The organism is Streptomyces racemochromogenes, from assembly GCF_039535215.1.
GTDB lineage: Bacteria > Actinomycetota > Actinomycetes > Streptomycetales > Streptomycetaceae > Streptomyces > Streptomyces racemochromogenes.
Map to the genome: position 1 here is coordinate 4800150 of NZ_BAAAWT010000001.1, position 14574 is coordinate 4814723.

15 protein-coding genes and 1 pseudogene are annotated in these 14574 nt (G+C 74.1%); 9 read left to right on the forward strand and 7 right to left on the reverse strand.

Annotation, left to right across the window (positions count from 1 at the left end):
- Positions 1–92 precede the first annotated feature (92 nt).
- The gene (locus ABD973_RS22080; protein ID WP_125821050.1) at positions 93–794 is read left to right on the forward strand and encodes an esterase/lipase family protein; all 702 of its coding nucleotides are present in this window, start codon (positions 93–95) and stop codon (positions 792–794) included.
- A gap of 13 nt (positions 795–807) precedes the next feature.
- Here the strand turns inward: ABD973_RS22080 and ABD973_RS22085 are convergent, their stop codons facing one another.
- Positions 808–1392: an RNA-binding protein gene (locus tag ABD973_RS22085; RefSeq protein ID WP_345501671.1), complete on the reverse strand. Its 585-nt coding sequence runs from the start codon at positions 1390–1392 to the stop codon at positions 808–810.
- Positions 1393–1470: 78 nt separating this feature from the next.
- Between ABD973_RS22085 and ABD973_RS22090 the strand changes: the two genes are divergently transcribed.
- Positions 1471–2157: an SCO2400 family protein gene (locus ABD973_RS22090; protein ID WP_345501673.1), complete on the forward strand. Its 687-nt coding sequence runs from the start codon at positions 1471–1473 to the stop codon at positions 2155–2157.
- A 138-nt stretch (positions 2158–2295) separates the two neighbouring features.
- Here ABD973_RS22090 and ABD973_RS22095 read toward each other — a convergent pair whose 3' ends face one another.
- Positions 2296–2718, reverse strand: coding sequence for a MarR family winged helix-turn-helix transcriptional regulator (locus tag ABD973_RS22095; protein WP_125595179.1), 423 nt, complete (start codon positions 2716–2718; stop codon positions 2296–2298).
- A 96-nt stretch (positions 2719–2814) separates the two neighbouring features.
- Between ABD973_RS22095 and ABD973_RS22100 the strand changes: the two genes are divergently transcribed.
- From ABD973_RS22100 to ABD973_RS22110, 3 genes and pseudogenes are all read left to right on the forward strand, one after another.
- Positions 2815–3837, forward strand: coding sequence for an NADP-dependent oxidoreductase (locus ABD973_RS22100; RefSeq protein WP_125821047.1), 1023 nt, complete (start codon positions 2815–2817; stop codon positions 3835–3837).
- Positions 3838–3901: 64 nt separating this feature from the next.
- Positions 3902–4327 carry an organic hydroperoxide resistance protein gene (locus ABD973_RS22105; RefSeq protein ID WP_007263921.1) on the forward strand — a complete coding sequence of 142 codons (426 nt, stop codon included), beginning with the start codon at positions 3902–3904 and terminating at the stop codon, positions 4325–4327.
- Positions 4328–4413: 86 nt separating this feature from the next.
- Positions 4414–5238 (forward strand): annotated as a pseudogene (locus ABD973_RS22110) (EI24 domain-containing protein); the annotation flags it as partial.
- Between the two features lie 237 nt (positions 5239–5475).
- Here ABD973_RS22110 and ABD973_RS22115 read toward each other — a convergent pair.
- On the reverse strand, positions 5476–6369 hold the full coding sequence (locus tag ABD973_RS22115; RefSeq protein ID WP_345501678.1) for an imine reductase family protein: 894 nt from the start codon (positions 6367–6369) through the stop codon (positions 5476–5478).
- Between the two features lie 98 nt (positions 6370–6467).
- Between ABD973_RS22115 and ABD973_RS22120 the strand changes: the two genes are divergently transcribed.
- Together ABD973_RS22120 and ABD973_RS22125 are read left to right on the forward strand one after the other, a co-directional pair.
- The gene (locus tag ABD973_RS22120) at positions 6468–6839 is read left to right on the forward strand and encodes a winged helix-turn-helix transcriptional regulator (RefSeq protein WP_345504686.1); all 372 of its coding nucleotides are present in this window, start codon (positions 6468–6470) and stop codon (positions 6837–6839) included.
- Positions 6840–6890: 51 nt separating this feature from the next.
- Entirely contained in the window at positions 6891–7598 is a 708-nt protein-coding gene (locus ABD973_RS22125; RefSeq protein ID WP_345501680.1) for a hypothetical protein, read from the forward strand.
- Positions 7599–7666: 68 nt separating this feature from the next.
- On the opposite strand, the gene ABD973_RS22130 is transcribed toward ABD973_RS22125, so the two are convergent.
- The 3 genes from ABD973_RS22130 to ABD973_RS22140 are packed head-to-tail and all read right to left on the reverse strand — an operon-like array spanning position 7667 to position 10205.
- Positions 7667–8383 carry a carbon-nitrogen hydrolase family protein gene (locus tag ABD973_RS22130; RefSeq protein WP_345501681.1) on the reverse strand — a complete coding sequence of 239 codons (717 nt, stop codon included), beginning with the start codon at positions 8381–8383 and terminating at the stop codon, positions 7667–7669.
- A gap of 4 nt (positions 8384–8387) precedes the next feature.
- The gene (locus ABD973_RS22135; RefSeq protein WP_345501682.1) at positions 8388–9575 is read right to left on the reverse strand and encodes a low temperature requirement protein A; all 1188 of its coding nucleotides are present in this window, start codon (positions 9573–9575) and stop codon (positions 8388–8390) included.
- A gap of 54 nt (positions 9576–9629) precedes the next feature.
- Positions 9630–10205, reverse strand: coding sequence for a TetR/AcrR family transcriptional regulator (locus ABD973_RS22140; protein ID WP_125595172.1), 576 nt, complete (start codon positions 10203–10205; stop codon positions 9630–9632).
- A gap of 153 nt (positions 10206–10358) precedes the next feature.
- Here ABD973_RS22140 and ABD973_RS22145 point away from each other — a divergent pair, with 153 nt between their 5' ends.
- On the forward strand, positions 10359–12824 hold the full coding sequence (locus ABD973_RS22145) for a glycoside hydrolase family 3 protein (RefSeq protein ID WP_345501684.1): 2466 nt from the start codon (positions 10359–10361) through the stop codon (positions 12822–12824).
- A gap of 100 nt (positions 12825–12924) precedes the next feature.
- Here the strand turns inward: ABD973_RS22145 and ABD973_RS22150 are convergent, their stop codons facing one another.
- Positions 12925–13815, reverse strand: coding sequence for an SGNH/GDSL hydrolase family protein (locus ABD973_RS22150; RefSeq protein ID WP_125821041.1), 891 nt, complete (start codon positions 13813–13815; stop codon positions 12925–12927).
- Positions 13816–14063: 248 nt separating this feature from the next.
- Here ABD973_RS22150 and ABD973_RS22155 point away from each other — a divergent pair, with 248 nt between their 5' ends.
- Positions 14064–14558 carry a DUF3145 domain-containing protein gene (locus ABD973_RS22155; RefSeq protein WP_345501688.1) on the forward strand — a complete coding sequence of 165 codons (495 nt, stop codon included), beginning with the start codon at positions 14064–14066 and terminating at the stop codon, positions 14556–14558.
- The last annotated feature ends 16 nt before the right edge of the window (positions 14559–14574 follow it).

Genomic DNA, 14574 nt, shown 5'->3' on the forward strand with positions numbered 1-14574 from the left:
GGTGCTGCACGGGGGTGGATTTCTGTACCGACAGGCAGCAGCATGCGCGGACCATCCGCGCTACTCGCCCGTAACAAGGTAAAGGGGACCCGATGCTGACGCCCCGCCAGAGAACGCTGGCGTTCCTGACCCTCTGCCCGGCCCTCCTGGCGCCCTTTCCGGCCCGGGCGGCCGCCGGACCGGCGGCCGACACGCCCACCGCCCGCAATCCCGTGGTGCTCGTCCACGGGTACAACGCCGACCCGGGGGTCTGGGGGTCCCTGCGCGAGGACCTGAGGGCCGACGGCTACGCGGACTCCCAGCTCTTCTCCTTCGGCTACGACACCCACCAGTCCGTCAACGAGGTGCTCTCGGGCCGCCTCGCCGCCTACGTCGACCAGGTGCGCCGGCAGACCGGCGCCGCGCGCGTGGACGTCGTGGGGCACTCCTTCGGATCGCTCGTCAGCCGCTGGTACGTCAAGTACGGCGGCGGCGCCGCGACCGTGGACCACTGGATCTCGCTGGCCGGCCCCAACCACGGCACGTCCACCGCCTGGGCCTGCGCCCTGTGGGACCAGGCGTGCCGCGACATGACCCCCGGCTCGTACGTGGTGAAGAACCTGGCGGCGGGCGACGAGACGCCGGGCGCGGTCAAGTACGCCACCTTCTGGTCGGACTGCGACGAGGTGGTCAACCCCGACAGCAGCGTCCCGCTCTCCGGCGCCCTCAACACGCCGGTCGGCTGCCTGAAGCACAACGACCTGCTCGGCGACGACACCACCTCGGCCGGGGTCCGCGCCTTCCTGCGCAGCTAGGCCGTCCCCTCCGCTAGGCCGTCCCCTCCTCCACCCGCTGGAGCAGCCCGTACGTGAACTCCGCGACCAGCGGCCGGCCCGACTCGGTGAACGCGAGCCGCCAGCGCGTCGGCGCCGTGCCCTCCATCGGCCGCGCCGGCGCGAAGGCCCGGGCCACCTCGTCCACCGTCGCCGACCAGGGCAGCAGGTCCCCGGCCGTCTCCAGTACGGGCCCCCGCGCGCCCGGGGCCCGGACCAGCCACTCGTTCCACACCGCCCCGTCCGGTGCGGCCAGCACCTCGAACCGCAGCTCCGGCCACAGCGGAACCGGCCACAGCAGGGCCTCGCACTCCAGGTCCCCGATCCGGCGCGGCTGCGCGGCCTCCGGCGGCCCCAGCACCGACCGGTAGCGCGCCAGGGCCCCGCGGGAGCGGGGCGAGCGCACCATGGCCTGCCAGCGCCGGTTGGCCTCCCGCTGCTCCGCGAGCGAGGCGCCCAGGCGCAGCCGGGCCTCCTCGGCGAGGCCGGGCTGGAAGTCGGCCATCCTGCGCAGCAGCACCAGCTGGAAGGCGGCCGGCCCGAAGGTCGCGGGCCGTCCCGGATTCGGGGTCGCTGTCATGGACGTAACGATTCCACACAGGATCCTTACGATCCCGGAATGCTTATGTTGCCGGGGACCGCATAGTTTGTGGGCGCCATGAACTACTTCTGTCCCGCATGTCAGAGGCACCTCAACGGCGCGCTCGCCTGCGCCGGGTGCGGAACGCCGGCCGAGCACCTGGAGGTCGCGGCGCCCAGCGCGCCGGGCCGGGGTCCCGAGCCGCAGCCCGCGCTGGCCGAGGTGTTCGCCGATTCGCTCGTCGTGCTGTCGGGCCCCCCGGAGGGCCGGGCGGGCACTCGCAAGCGGGCCGCCACCCGCCGCAGGCGCGGCCGGGGCGTGCTGGCGCTCGGCCTGGGGGTGGTGCTCGCGGCCGGGGGCTCGATCGCCGTGGCCCGGATCGTCGGGGACGACGAGGGCGTCGACCGGGCCGACAAGGTGGTGCTGACCGACAGCGGGCCCAAGCAGCCCGACGCGGTGCCGAGCGTGGCGGGGCCCTCCGTGCCGGCGGTCCTGCCGAAGGCCTCCGGCGGGGCGGCGAAGACGGCCCGGCCCAGCGGGAGCCCGAGCGGCTCGGCGACGCCTTCGGCGAGCGCGAGCGCCTCCGCCTCGGCGGCGACGCCCTCGCAGAAAGGTTCCGGCGGGGGGACGTCCGTACAGCCGTCCAGGTCGGAGCAGCCCGCGCCGGGCCCCACGGGCACGGTGAAGCCGTCCCCGGCGAAGACCAAGCCGGGCAAGCCGAAGCCCGAGCCGACAGAGGAATGCGTCTTCTGGATCTTCTGCTGATCGGGCCCGCCGGTGGCCCGGCGGCCCGGTGCGGCGGTAGAGGGCCCGGCGCGGTCTGCCGGCACCGGCCCCCGGCCGGCGTTCGGCCCGTCCGTCCCGGCGTCCCTGCCCGCCCGGCCCGGCTGGCCGGTACCCGGTTCAGGCCAGCATGCGCCTGAGCAGGTCGCGGAGCGCCGTACGCTCCTCCTCCGAGAGGCCGGCCAGGGGCTCGCGCGCGAAGTCCAGGGACTCGCGCAGCCGCTCCGCCGTCTCGACGCCCGCCTCCGTGGGGGCGGCCAGCTTCACCCGGCGGTCGGCCGGGTCCGGGCGGCGTTCGACCAGGCCCCGGGTCTCCAGCCGGTCGATGATGCCGGTCACGTTCGAGGGCTCGCAGCGCAGCTTCTGCGCGATGCGCCGCATGGGCAGCGGCTCCAGGGAGAGCAGGTTCAGCACCTTGGCCTGGGCCCCGGTGAGCTGGTGGCGGGCGGCCGCCTCCTCGTACTCCATGTGGTAGCGGGCCACGACGTCGCCGATGAGCTCGACGACCTCGACGGTGACTGGGTCTGCGCGACGACTGGGCATGGCTCCAGGGTACCCGTTTACTTGACAACATGAAATATCCAGGCGCATGGTTGTTTCACGTTCTGAAGTAAATCTTCGTTCCCCCAGGAGTCCCTCATGTCTCAGATCCCCGCCGTCAGCCGCGAGTGGCACCTCGTCCGCCGTCCGCAGGGCTGGCCCGTGGCCGAGGACTTCGCCCTGCGCGAGGTGCCCGTCTCCGCCGAGCCCGCCCCCGGCCGGATCCTGGTGCGCAACCTCCACATGTCGGTGGACCCCTACATGCGCGGCCGGATGAACGAGGGCAAGTCCTACATCCCGCCCTTCGAGCTCGACCAGCCGATGCAGGGCGGAGCGGTCGGCGAGGTCGTCGCCTCCGCCGCCGAGGGCTTCCAGGCCGGCGACCACGTCCTGCACCCCCTGGGCTGGCGCGAGTACGCCGACGTGGACGCGCAGCACGCCACCAAGGTCGACGCCTCCCTCGCCCCGCTCTCCGCCTACCTCGGCGTCCTCGGCATGCCGGGCCTGACCGCCTACGCGGGCCTCTTCGAGGTCGCCTCCTTCAAGGAGGGCGACTCCGTCTTCGTCTCCGGCGCGGCGGGCGCGGTCGGCAGCCTCGTCGGCCAGTTCGCGAAGATCAAGGGCGCCTCCCGGGTGATCGGCTCCGCCGGCTCGGACGAGAAGGTGACCCTCCTCACGGAGAAGTACGGCTTCGACGCCGCCTTCAACTACAAGAACGCCCCCGTCGCCGAGCAGCTCCCCGCGGCGGCCCCCGGCGGCGTCGACGTCTACTTCGACAACGTCGGCGGCGACCACCTGGAGGCGGCCATCTCCGCCATGAACGTCCACGGCCGCGCCACCCTCTGCGGCGCCATCGCCGGGTACAACGACACCGTGCCGGCCCCGGGCCCGAGCAACCTCATGATGGTCATCGGCAAGCGGCTGCGCCTCCAGGGCATCCTCGTCGGCGACCACTACGGACTGCAGCAGCAGTTCGTCAAGGACGTGGCCGGATGGCTGGCCTCCGGCGAGCTCCGCTACGACGAGACGGTCGTCGAGGGCGTCGAGAACGCCACCGAGGCCTTCCTCGGAATGCTGCGCGGGGAGAACACCGGAAAGATGATCGTTTCCTTCTCGGGTTAGGCTCACCCCACGACCGTCGCGATCGTGGGCGCGCATCGCGGCGATTCATCTGGAGGAAGTCTTCATGTCCATCACGCAGACCGACGTCGCGTACACGGCCGTCGCCACCGCCGAGAACGGCCGTGACGGCCGCGTCGCCACCAACGACGGCCAGCTCGACGTCGTCGTGAACCCGCCGAAGGAGCTCGGCGGCAGCGGCGCCGGCACCAACCCGGAGCAGCTGTTCGCCGCCGGCTACAGCGCCTGCTTCCAGGGTGCCCTCAGCGTCGCCGCCCGCAACGAGAACCTCGACGTCACGGGCTCCACCGTGACCGCCGAGGTCGGCATCGGCAAGAACGACGAGGGCTTCGGCATCATCGTCAAGCTGACGGCCTCCATCCCGAACGTGGACGCCGCCACGGCCAAGGACCTGGTCGAGAAGGCCGACCAGATCTGCCCGTACTCCAAGGCCACCCGAGGCAACATCACGGTCGAGCTGAACGTCGCCTGACGTCTGTGACCGCGTCACACGCCTGGTGAAGGCCGCACCCCCCAGGGGGTGCGGCCTTCGCCGTACCCGGCCCATAAACTGGCCCCATGCGTGATCTTGCGGGGGGCTTCCGGTACTTGCTGGCCGGACAGAGATGGGTGTTCCGGAACGGCCGCTGGCTGGGCTTCGGCCTGTTGCCGGGCCTCGTCGCGCTGGCGCTGTACGCCGCCGCGCTCGTCGGCCTGCTCTACGGCGCCGACGACTTCGTCCGGTGGGCCACGCCCTTCGCCTCGGACTGGTCCTCGGGCTGGCTGAAGGTGTTCCGGGGCTTCCTGACGGCCGTGGTCGTCTCCCTCGGGCTCTTCCTCTCGGTGATCACCTTCACCGCCGTGACCCTGCTGGTCGGGCAGCCCTTCTACGAGTCCCTCTCCGAGCAGGTCGACCGGACCGAGGGCGGCGAGGTCCCCGAGTCGGGGCGCTCGTTCTGGGAGGACGTGTGGATCTCCGCCCGGGACAGCGCGCGGCTGCTGGTGCGGGTGATGCTGTACGGGATCCTGCTCTTCGCCCTCGGCTTCATCCCGGTGATCGGACAGACCGTGGTGCCCGCGATCGGGTTCTGCGTGTCCGGCTTCTTCCTCACCCAGGAGCTCACCTCCGTCGCCCTCCAGCGGCGCCGGGTGGACCTGGCCGAGCAGCTGGTCCTGCTGCGCGCGCGGCGGGCGCAGGCGCTGGGCTTCGGCGTGCCGCTGGTGCTGCTGTTCCTGGTCCCGTTCGTCGCGGTGTTCCTGATGCCCGGCGCGGTGGCGGGGGCGACGCTGATGGCGCGGGAGCTGGTCGGAGCGGATTCCTCCGAGGACGGGTCCGAGGACGGGCCGGACGGCGACGACGGGCCCGGCGGGCAGCAGTACGGCACGGGCCCGGCGGCGCCCCAGGGGCCGTACGGCCAGCAGCCGTACGGGCAGTCCCAGGCGCACGGCCCTTACGGCCAGGCCCCGCACGGTCAGGCCCCGAACGGGCAGGCTCCGTACGGGCAGGCCCCCTACGGTCAGGCCCCGAGCGGGCAGGCCTCGCACCGTCAGGCCCCCTACGGGCAGGGCGCCAACCCGTACGCCCAGGGTCCCGGGCCCCACGGGCAGGCCGCCAACCCCTACGCCCAGGGCTGACCGTGGCTACCGGCGCCGCAGCAGGGTGATCGCCCCGGTGGTGTCCTCGCCCGCGTGGGCCGCCGGGTCGGCCTCCAGGCGCTCGCGCATCAGGTCCAGGTACGGGCGGACCAGCTCGGCGCTGACCCCCTGCTCGGCGGAGGCGCGCAGCAGGGTGCCGCTGCCGGCGACCTGCATGGCCAGGTTGGACACCACCCCGGTGGTGAAGTCCCGGCAGGCCAGCCGGTCGGCGGCGTTGCCGACGAAGAAGCCCATCGCGCCCAGCCACTCCGACAGCAGCGGCGCCAGGGACCCGGGGGCGATCTCCTCGCCCTCGATCAGCGCGTAGGCGTGCGAGACCCCCGCGAACAGCCCGTACATCGCGCTGAGCAGCGCCACGTCGTGCAGGGCCGCGTGCCCGGGGTCCTCGCCGACGAAGCGGGCCCCCGCCGGGACCTCGAGGGTGGCCCGGTGGGCGTCGAAGAGGGCGCGGCAACCGCTGTGGAAGACGTACCCGCCGGCTTCGGGGACGCCGATCATCGCGGGCGTGGCCATGATCCCGGAGTCCAGGAAACGGGCTCCGCGGGCCTCGGCCCAGGCGGCCCGTGCGCGGCCCTCGGCGGGGGTGCCGGTGGTGAGGTTGACCAGGTCCTTGCCGGTGAGGTCGATGCCGTCGAGGGTGGCCCCGACGCTGGCGTCGTCGAGCAGGCAGAGCACGACGAGGGTGTTCGCGGCGACGGCCTCGGCGGGGCTCGCGGCGACGGCGGCGCCCTCGGCGGCCAGGGCGTCGGCCTTGGCGGCGGTGCGGTTCCAGACGGTCAGGGGGTGCCCGGCGGCGAGCCAGGTGCGGGCCAGGGCGGTGCCCATGTCGCCGAGGCCGAGCAGGGTGAGCGGACGGTTCGTCACGTGTGTGTCGGTCATGCCGTTTAGCCTGGTTGCGGGCGGTGGAGCGCTCAAGTACGCACTTCGGAGTGGGTGGTTACCCCGAGGTGAGCGAGCAGGTGGGAGGGGTGTGCGCGATGGCGGTGGTACGGAGGCCGGGGGCGGATCACTGCGGGATCGCCGCGGCGATGGCGGTGATCGACGGCAAGTGGAAGGTCTCCCTCTTGTGGGAGCTGGAGCGTGGTCCGCGCCGCCGCTTCGGCGAGCTGCGCCGGCTGGTCCCGGGGGTGTCGGAGAAGGTGCTCGCGGCGCAGCTGCGCGAGCTGGAGACCGACGGCATAGTCCACCGCGAGGTGTACGACGAGGTCCCGCCGCGCGTGGAGTACTCCCTGACCCCGCTCGGCGAGGAGCTGAACGGGGCCCTGGAGGCGCTGGGGGAGTGGGGCGCGAAGCACCTCCTGCCGGACGCGGCCGGGGGCCGTCTTCCGGAGCGTGCCGGGCCCGCCTAGGCTTCGGCGTCGCGAGGACCTGCCCGCTCCCGGCACCCTGAGGCGGCGCCCATGCCCGGCTGGATGGACCTGGCGTACACGACGGCCGGCGGCGTCGTCGGCGCCGCGGTGACCCACCACCTGTCCAGGACCCAGGAACGCCGCGAGCTGCGGGCGGCGGTCATGCAGCAGCTGCTCCGCGTCACGGCGGTGCGCGACGAGGTGTACGGTATCGCGCCGAGCCGGCGGGAGGGCCCGGCGCGGCAGCCGGCGGGGGTGCGGGCGCCCGTCGCGGCGCGCTTCGGAGCGGTGGCGGTCCTGGAGGACGGCCGGGACGCCGAGCGGGCGCAGCGGGAGGCGGTCGCGGAGCTGGTGGTGGCCGCCCTCTCGGCCGGTGTGCCCCGCCGGGTCCTGGACTTCGCCGGCGGCGGCGCGGAGCATGCCCTGCGGTGCGAGGTCCTCCGGGCGGTCGACGCCCGGCTGGGCGGTGTGCTCGGTGCGCCGCTCGACGAGCTGACGGTGGCCTGCGAGGAGTACCGGCAGGCCACCGCCCAGTTGCTGCTCGGGGCGCTGTGGCAGCCCTGGCGGACGCGGCCGCGGTTGCGCGTGCGCCTTCGCGCGCTGCGCCGGGACGCGGCCGCCCTCCACCGCATGCAGGAGGCGGTGGTGTCCGTCCTGACGGGCCCGCAGCACCTCGACGCCCTCGCCGAGCGGCTCCGCGCCGGTCATCCGGGCCAGAGCCCGCCCCGCACCGGCGACGGCCCGGGGCCCGCGGCGTAGACCGGGCGGGGACGCGGAGGGGGACGGCCCGGGGCCCGAGCGGCTCCCAGGGGGAAGGCCCCGAGCTCTCAGGCCGCGGGGACGACGGCCGTGACCACGTCCGGGCCGTCGGCGCCCGCCTCGGCGAGGAGGGTGCCGTCCGGGGACCAGACGGCCGCGCCGCCGCAGCCCGTCCAGGGGCCCGCCGGGCCGACGTGGTTGGCGAGGACCACGTACAGGCCGTGCTCCTTCGCGATCCCGGGGTACACGGTGGCCCGCTCGGCGATGCCGTCGCCCGTGCCGTACAGGGAGCTCGCCAGGTGCACCGTGCAGCCGTCGGCCGCGGCCCGGCCCGCGAGGTCCGGGAAGTGGTTGTCGAAGCAGACCCCCAGCGAGAAGCGGACGCCGCCGAGCTCGAAGCGGCCGTCGGCGGTGCCCGCGGCGAAGGCGCCCTGCTCGTGCTGGTAGAGGTGCTGCTTCGCGTACGTCGTCACGTGCGCGCCGTCCGCGTCGTACACCAGGGTCGCGAGGGCGGGCAGCGGCCCGGCGGTGCGCAGGGCGGCGTTGACCGCCACGGCGATCCCGGTGGAGCGCAGCCCGTCCAGGCGGGGGTCCTCGGCGTCGGCCAGCCACAGGCCGGGGTCGGCGGCGAGGGCCTCCAGCTGGTACCCGGTGAGCGTGAGTTCCGGGAACACCACCAGCTCCGCGCCCCGCTCGCGGGCCCGGTCGGCGAGGGCGGCGGCGCCGGCGCAGTTGGCGGTGACGTCGGCGGGGATGCAGGTGAGCTGCGCGGCGGCGATCTTCATGGCCTCAGGATGCCAAGGCCCGCGGGGTCTCCTCGGCCCGGCCCCCGGGGAGGGTGCCCTGGCGGCGCACCAGGCCCAGCTCCGCCAGGTTGAGGGCGGTGACGAGGAGGGTCAGCAGCGCGAGCGCCCCGAGGGAGGGCAGCAGCGCGGCCACCGGCAGCAGGGCCAGCACGGCCGCGGCGGCCGCCAGCCGGGTCACCGACCAGGAGCGGAACAGGTGCCAGCGGGTGTACCCGAAGGTGGCGAGGTAGAGGGCGCAGCCGCCGTACAGCAGGGCGGCGACGCCGAGCGGCAGCCGGGCCCCGGGGTGGGCGACGGCCTCGGCCATGCCGACGGCCACCGCGATGATCGAGGCGATCAGGGAGAGGTGGCCGTACGACAGGACCTGCCGGGCCACGTCGGCCCGTACGGCGGCGGTCTCCAGCCCGTGCCGGACGGCTCCGGCGGCCAGGTGGAAGTACACCCACCACAGGCTGCAGACGAGGACGAAGGCCAGGGCGACGGCCGTCAGGGTGCCCGTGTCGAGGTCGGGGGCGGTGGCCACCGGGGCGCCGACGGCGACGATGGATTCGCCGAGCGCGATCATCACGAACAGGCCGAACCGCTCGGCGAGGTGGCCCGAGTCGAGGTTCAGCCGGACCATGCTGGAGCGGGTCAGGCGGGGCGCGGCCAGGTCCACGGCGGCGGCCAGGGCCCACAGTCCGACGCGGAGCCCACCGTCGAGGAAGGCTCCGGCCAGCATGAGCGGCCCGCTGACCAGCACGGACAGGGTCACGGGGGTGGGCCGCAGGCGGCGGCTGCGGCCGTGGGCGAGCGCGGCGAGCACCAGGCGGGCGCAGAAGTAGGCGCCGGCGAGGAGGATCCCGCGGTCCCCGAAGGCCTCGGGCAGGGCGAGGGCCATCAGCAGGCCGCACAGCCCGGCGGCGAAGAGCGCGATGCGGTTCAGCGGCCGGTCCGCGTCGTGGGTGTTGGCGTGGACGGTGTTGCCGACCCACACCCAGTAGACGGGCACGAAGACGATCAGGGCGCGGCCGGTGCCGGCCCAGCCGTGGTCGTGGTGCAGCAGGGCGGAGACCTGGGTGACGGCGAAGACGAGCACCAGGTCGAAGAAGAGTTCCGACCAGGCGACCTTCTTCTCGGGCTGCTCGTGCGCCCCGGCCGCCGGGTGTCCGGTCGGCTCGTGTGACTCCATCTCGTGTCCCCCCACTAGAAGTTCGGGGAAAGGATGCCCGCTCGGGCGGCGCGACTATGCGCCGGGGCCCCTCAGGAGGGTGATGAACGAGCGGAACGCGGCGGGCATGTCCACCGATTCCGGGGCGAGCAGCCACTGGTACTGGAGGCCGTCCATCACCGCCGTCAGCAGCGGAGCGGCCTGCTCCGGGGTGAGGCCGGAGGGCAGCCGGTCGCCGAACTCGGCGCGCAGCAGCGCGCCCATCTCCGCGCGCACCTGCGCGTACCGGTCGGTGAAGAAGTCGCGGGCCGGGTGCCCGTCGGTGACGCTCTCGCCGAGCAGGGCCGAGAAGGTCTGCACGATGCCGGGGCGCATGGCGTTGTACTCGACCAGCGATTCCAGCAGGTCCAGGCGCCAGGTGCCGGCGGCGGCGCGCGAGCCGCCCCCGGTGTCCCAGCGGTCGCGTTCCTCCAGGACGGCGACGAGCAGGGCCTCCTTGGTGGGGAAGTAGTGCAGCAGCCCCTGCTGGGTGAGACCGACGCGTTCGGCGACGGAGCCCAGGGAGGCGCCCCGGTAGCCGCGCTCGGCGATCACCTCGACCGCCGCGCGGACGATCTCGCCGCGCCGCTCCTCGCTCTTCGCCCTGGCCATCGCCGGCACCCCTTCCGCTCACACCTGCCAGCAGGACCGTACGACATGATGACATCACGAAGAGATTACAAGCCCTACCGTTCTACAGGTAGCAGGTCCACGATGGGGCCCGACCGCACCGCACCCGCACCCCATCGACGAGGAGGCACGGCCGTGACCGATGCCGATCAGGTACGCCAAGAAGGCAGCGACGAGCAGGCCCGCGAGGACGCCGTGGAAACCGCGCTGGGCAAGCTGGACCTCGACACCAAGGCCCGCCTGCTGTCCGGCCAGGACATGTGGACCCTGCCCGCCCTCCCCGGCATCGGGCTCGGCTCCCTGGTCATGTCCGACGGCCCCGTCGGGGTCCGCGGCGTGCGCTGGACCGCCGACGACCCCTCGATCGCCCTGCCCTCCCCGACCGCCCTCGCCGCCTCCTGGGACCCGGACCTCGCCCGCCGCGCCGGCCAGCTGCTCGCCCAGGAGGCCCGCCGCAAGGGCGTCCACGTCCTCCTCGCGCCCACCGTCAACCTGCACCGCTCCCCGCTCGGCGGCCGTCACTTCGAGTGCTACTCCGAGGACCCCCACCTCACCGGCGCCATCGGCAGCGGCTACGTCAACGGCGTCCAGGACGGCGGCGTCGGCACCACCGTCAAGCACTTCGTCGGCAACGACGCCGAGACCGAACGCTTCACCGTCGACAGCGTCATCGCCCCCCGCCCGCTGCGCGAGGTCTACCTCGCCCCCTTCGAGGCCATCGTCAAGAACGCCCGCCCCTGGGGCGTCATGACCGCCTACAACCGGGTCAACGGCACGACCATGACCGAGCACCACCACCTGGTGAACGAGGTCCTGCGCGGCGAGTGGGGCTTCGACGGCTGCAACGTCTCCGACTGGATGGCCGCACGCTCCACCACCGGGGACATCCTCGGCGGCCTCGACGTGGCCATGCCCGGCCCGCAGACCGTCTACGGTCCCGCCCTCGCCGCCGCCGTCCGCGCCGGGGAGGTCCCCGAGTCCGCCGTCGACACCGCCGTGCGCAACGTCCTGCGGCTCGCGGCCCGCGTGGGCCTCCTGGAGGGCGCCCCCGCCGCCGTCCCCCGGCCGCCGGCCCCGGTCGACGGGCAGGCACTGGCCCGCGAGCTGGCCGCCCGCGGGTCCGTCCTCGTACGCAACGAAGCCGGCGCCCTCCCGCTGGACGCCGGCCCCGGCCGCACCGTCGCCCTGATCGGCGCCGCCGCCCGCGACGCCCGCGTCCTGGGGGGCGGTTCCGCGACCGTCTTCCCCGAGCGGGTGCTGTCCCCGCTCGACGGGCTCACCGCCGCGCTGCCCGAGGGCGCGCTCACCTTCGCCGTCGGCGCCGACCCGAGCGACGAACTCGTCCCCGCCGGGCAGGGCTTCGAACTGCGCGCCGTCTGCCGTGACGCCGCCGGGGCCGTCGTCGGCGAGGGCGGCCTGCCGAGCGGGCAGGTGCAGTGGATCGGCGACGACCTGCCCGAGGGGGCCTCGTACGAGACGATGGCCTCCATCGAGGTCACCGGTACCTACGTGCCGCGGGAGAGCGGCGAGCACGCCTTCGGCACCCGCGGCCTGGGCGCCTTCACCCTCGCCGTCGGCGGCCGCGTCCTGTGGGAGGGCGTCCAGGAGATGGGCGACGAGGCCGACCCCTTCGAGGCCTTCTTCGGGGCGCCCAGCGAACGTGCCAGGGTCCTCCTCACCGCGGGCGAGCCGGTCGAGGTGTCGCTGACTTACCAGGTGCCCGACCTGAGCGCGCTGCCGCTGCGGGCGGTCATGTTCTCCCTGCTCCACCTGGGGCCGCGGCGCGACGCCGACGAGCTGATCGCCGAGGCGGTGGAGGCAGCGCGCGACGCCGACACGGCCGTCGTGGTCGTCGCCACCACCGAGCGGGTGGAGTCCGAGGGCTTCGACCGGCGGGACCTGGCCCTGCCCGGCCGCCAGGACGACCTGGTGCGGGCCGTCGCCGCCGCCAACCCGAACACCGTGGTCGTCGTCAACGCCGGCTCCCCGGTGGAGCTGCCCTGGCGCGGGGAGGTCGCCGCCGTGCTGCTGACCTGGTTCCCCGGGCAGGAGGGCGGGGCCGCGCTGGCCGACGTACTCCTGGGCCGGGCGGAGCCGGGCGGGCGGCTGCCCACCACCTGGCCCGCCGCGCTCGCCGACGCGCCCGTCACCGAGGTCGTCCCCGACGGGGGGCGGCTGGAGTACCACGAGGGGCTGTTCATCGGCTACCGGGCGTACGAGGCGCGGGGGGTGGAGCCCGCCTACCCGTTCGGGCACGGCCTGGGCTACACCGACTGGGCGTACGAGTCCCTGGAGGCGGGCCCCGACCGGGTGCGGGTCCGGCTCACCAACACCGGGACCCGGCCGGGCCGCGAGGTGGTCCAGGTCTACCTGGCGCCCGCCGACGACCGCGACGGCCGCCCGGCGAGCTGGCTGGCCGGCTTCGCGGCCGTGGAGGCCGGCCCCGGCGAGAGCGTCGAGGCGGAGATCGAGCTGCCCGCCCGGGCCTTCGAGATCTGGGACGAGCAGGCGCACGCCTGGCGCCGGATCGGCGGCACCTACGAAGTCCGCGCGAGCCGCTCGCACGCCGACACCCGGCTGACCGCCACCCTCGGCCTGTGACCGCGGGCCGCCACGACACGCCGTAGCGCGCAATTGGCCGGAAACAACCCGTGAACCGGGCCGGAGGCGAACCCTGACAGCGCCTCCGGCCCTCCGCGCGTCAACGCGGCGGCGCCGCCGCCGTCACCTGTCGGTGCGCGAGTTCGGCGAGCCGCGCCTGCCCGTCCCGGCCCGGGTGGAACCAGTCCCAGTGGCTCAGCTGCTCCGCCCCGAACGGGTACTGGAAGACGGCCCCGCCGTCGTAGCGGCACAGCGCGTCGGCCGCGCACACCTCGCGCAGCACCTCGTTGTACTCGACCACCCGCGCCCGCACCTTCTCCCGGCGGGCGGTGGCCCCCGCCTCGGCCGACAGCGGTTCGGCCAGCATGGACTGACAGATCCCCAGCTTCCAGACCTGCCGGACGAGCGGGTCGTCCTTGCCCTGCTGCCACAGCCGCTGGAGGTCCGGCACGGAGGACACGTACACCTGGGACTGCGGCGACGCGCCCCGCAGTTCCTTCAGGGCGCGCTCGAAATCGGCGCGGAACTCGGCCACCGGGGTCATCGACGAAGGCGTGGGCCGGCAGGCGTCGTTCGAGCCCACCATGACCGTGACCAGGCCGGGCTTGTGCTGCGCGGCCGTGGCCACCTGCCCCGGTAGGTCCGCCATGCGCGAGCCGGTCACCGCGTAGTTCCAGCTCCGCGCGGGCACCTCGGCGTCGCCCAGCAGCCGGGCGGCCAGCGAGCGCACGGCGGGATCGCTGCCGGTGGCCCAGGAGACCTCCGGGCAGTCGGCCAGTACGGAACAGGCGTCGAAACCACGGGTGATGGAGTCGCCGACGGCGGCGACCGAGGCGGGCGCGGTGTTCCAGCGGGGCGCGGCCTGCGCGCCCCGGTCACCCCCGGCCGGCGGGGCGGTGGAGTCACAGCCCGTGACCGTCGCGGCCAGGAGGGCCACCGCCAGGCCCGCGGACGTCCGGCGTGCGCGACGGCGGACGGCGGTGGTGCGCATCGGGTGGTCCTCCCTCGTCGCCCCCGTGCTTCCGGGGGCGTCCTGCTGAGTGAATGCTCTGCGTTTACGGGCCTCGGAGCGACCGTACGTCACACCATGACCCCTGGCGCACGGTAGCTTTTTCCCGTGGCGTTTCGGCCGCAGGTGCCGTAGCGCAATGTCAAATAATTTCCGTTACATTACATCACGTCACATACTGTCCGTTTTCTGGAGTTTATTCCCGACCTCGTCCCACACTGGAGGTCCCGGTGACGACACGTGGAGTTCTGTACGTGCATTCCGCACCGCGTGCGCTCTGCCCGCACGTGGAATGGGCCGTTGCGGGCGTGCTCGGGGTGCGGGTGAACCTCGACTGGATCAGGCAGCCCGCCTCCCCCGGTACCTGGAGAGCCGAGTTCTCCTGGCAGGCCGAGGCGGGTACCGCCTCGAAACTCGCCTCCGCCCTGCGCGGCTGGCACCTGCTCCGCTTCGAGGTGACCGCCGAACCCTGCCCCACCGCCGAGGGCGAGCGCTACAGCTCCACCCCGGAGCTGGGCATCTACCACGCCGTCACCGGCATGCACGGTGACATCCTGATCCCCGAGGACCGGCTGCGCGCGGCGCTGGCCCGGTCCACGCGCGGCGAGACCGACCTGGAAGCGGAGATCGCCAAACTGCTCGGCAAGCCCTGGGACGACGAACTGGAGCCCTTCCGCTACGCGGGCGAGGGCGCCCCGGTCCGCTGGCTCCACCAGGTCGTCTAGCCGCCCCGTACCACGA

Excerpts from the sequence above, each read along its gene's own strand:
- ABD973_RS22105 (WP_007263921.1), top strand. The coding sequence starts at position 3,902 with ATGTCCATCACGCAGACCGACGTCGCGTACACGGCCGTCGCCACCGCC.
- ABD973_RS22080 (WP_125821050.1), top strand. The coding sequence starts at position 93 with ATGCTGACGCCCCGCCAGAGAACGCTGGCGTTCCTGACCCTCTGCCCG.
- ABD973_RS22095 (WP_125595179.1), bottom strand. The coding sequence starts at position 2,718 with ATGCCCAGTCGTCGCGCAGACCCAGTCACCGTCGAGGTCGTCGAGCTC.
- ABD973_RS22150 (WP_125821041.1), bottom strand. The coding sequence starts at position 13,815 with ATGCGCACCACCGCCGTCCGCCGTCGCGCACGCCGGACGTCCGCGGGC.
- ABD973_RS22130 (WP_345501681.1), bottom strand. The coding sequence starts at position 8,383 with ATGAAGATCGCCGCCGCGCAGCTCACCTGCATCCCCGCCGACGTCACC.
- ABD973_RS22085 (WP_345501671.1), bottom strand. The coding sequence starts at position 1,392 with ATGACAGCGACCCCGAATCCGGGACGGCCCGCGACCTTCGGGCCGGCC.
- ABD973_RS22100 (WP_125821047.1), top strand. The coding sequence starts at position 2,815 with ATGTCTCAGATCCCCGCCGTCAGCCGCGAGTGGCACCTCGTCCGCCGT.
- ABD973_RS22125 (WP_345501680.1), top strand. The coding sequence starts at position 6,891 with ATGCCCGGCTGGATGGACCTGGCGTACACGACGGCCGGCGGCGTCGTC.
- ABD973_RS22135 (WP_345501682.1), bottom strand. The coding sequence starts at position 9,575 with ATGGAGTCACACGAGCCGACCGGACACCCGGCGGCCGGGGCGCACGAG.
- ABD973_RS22115 (WP_345501678.1), bottom strand. The coding sequence starts at position 6,369 with ATGACCGACACACACGTGACGAACCGTCCGCTCACCCTGCTCGGCCTC.
- ABD973_RS22140 (WP_125595172.1), bottom strand. The coding sequence starts at position 10,205 with ATGGCCAGGGCGAAGAGCGAGGAGCGGCGCGGCGAGATCGTCCGCGCG.
- ABD973_RS22090 (WP_345501673.1), top strand. The coding sequence starts at position 1,471 with ATGAACTACTTCTGTCCCGCATGTCAGAGGCACCTCAACGGCGCGCTC.
- ABD973_RS22120 (WP_345504686.1), top strand. The coding sequence starts at position 6,468 with ATGGCGGTGGTACGGAGGCCGGGGGCGGATCACTGCGGGATCGCCGCG.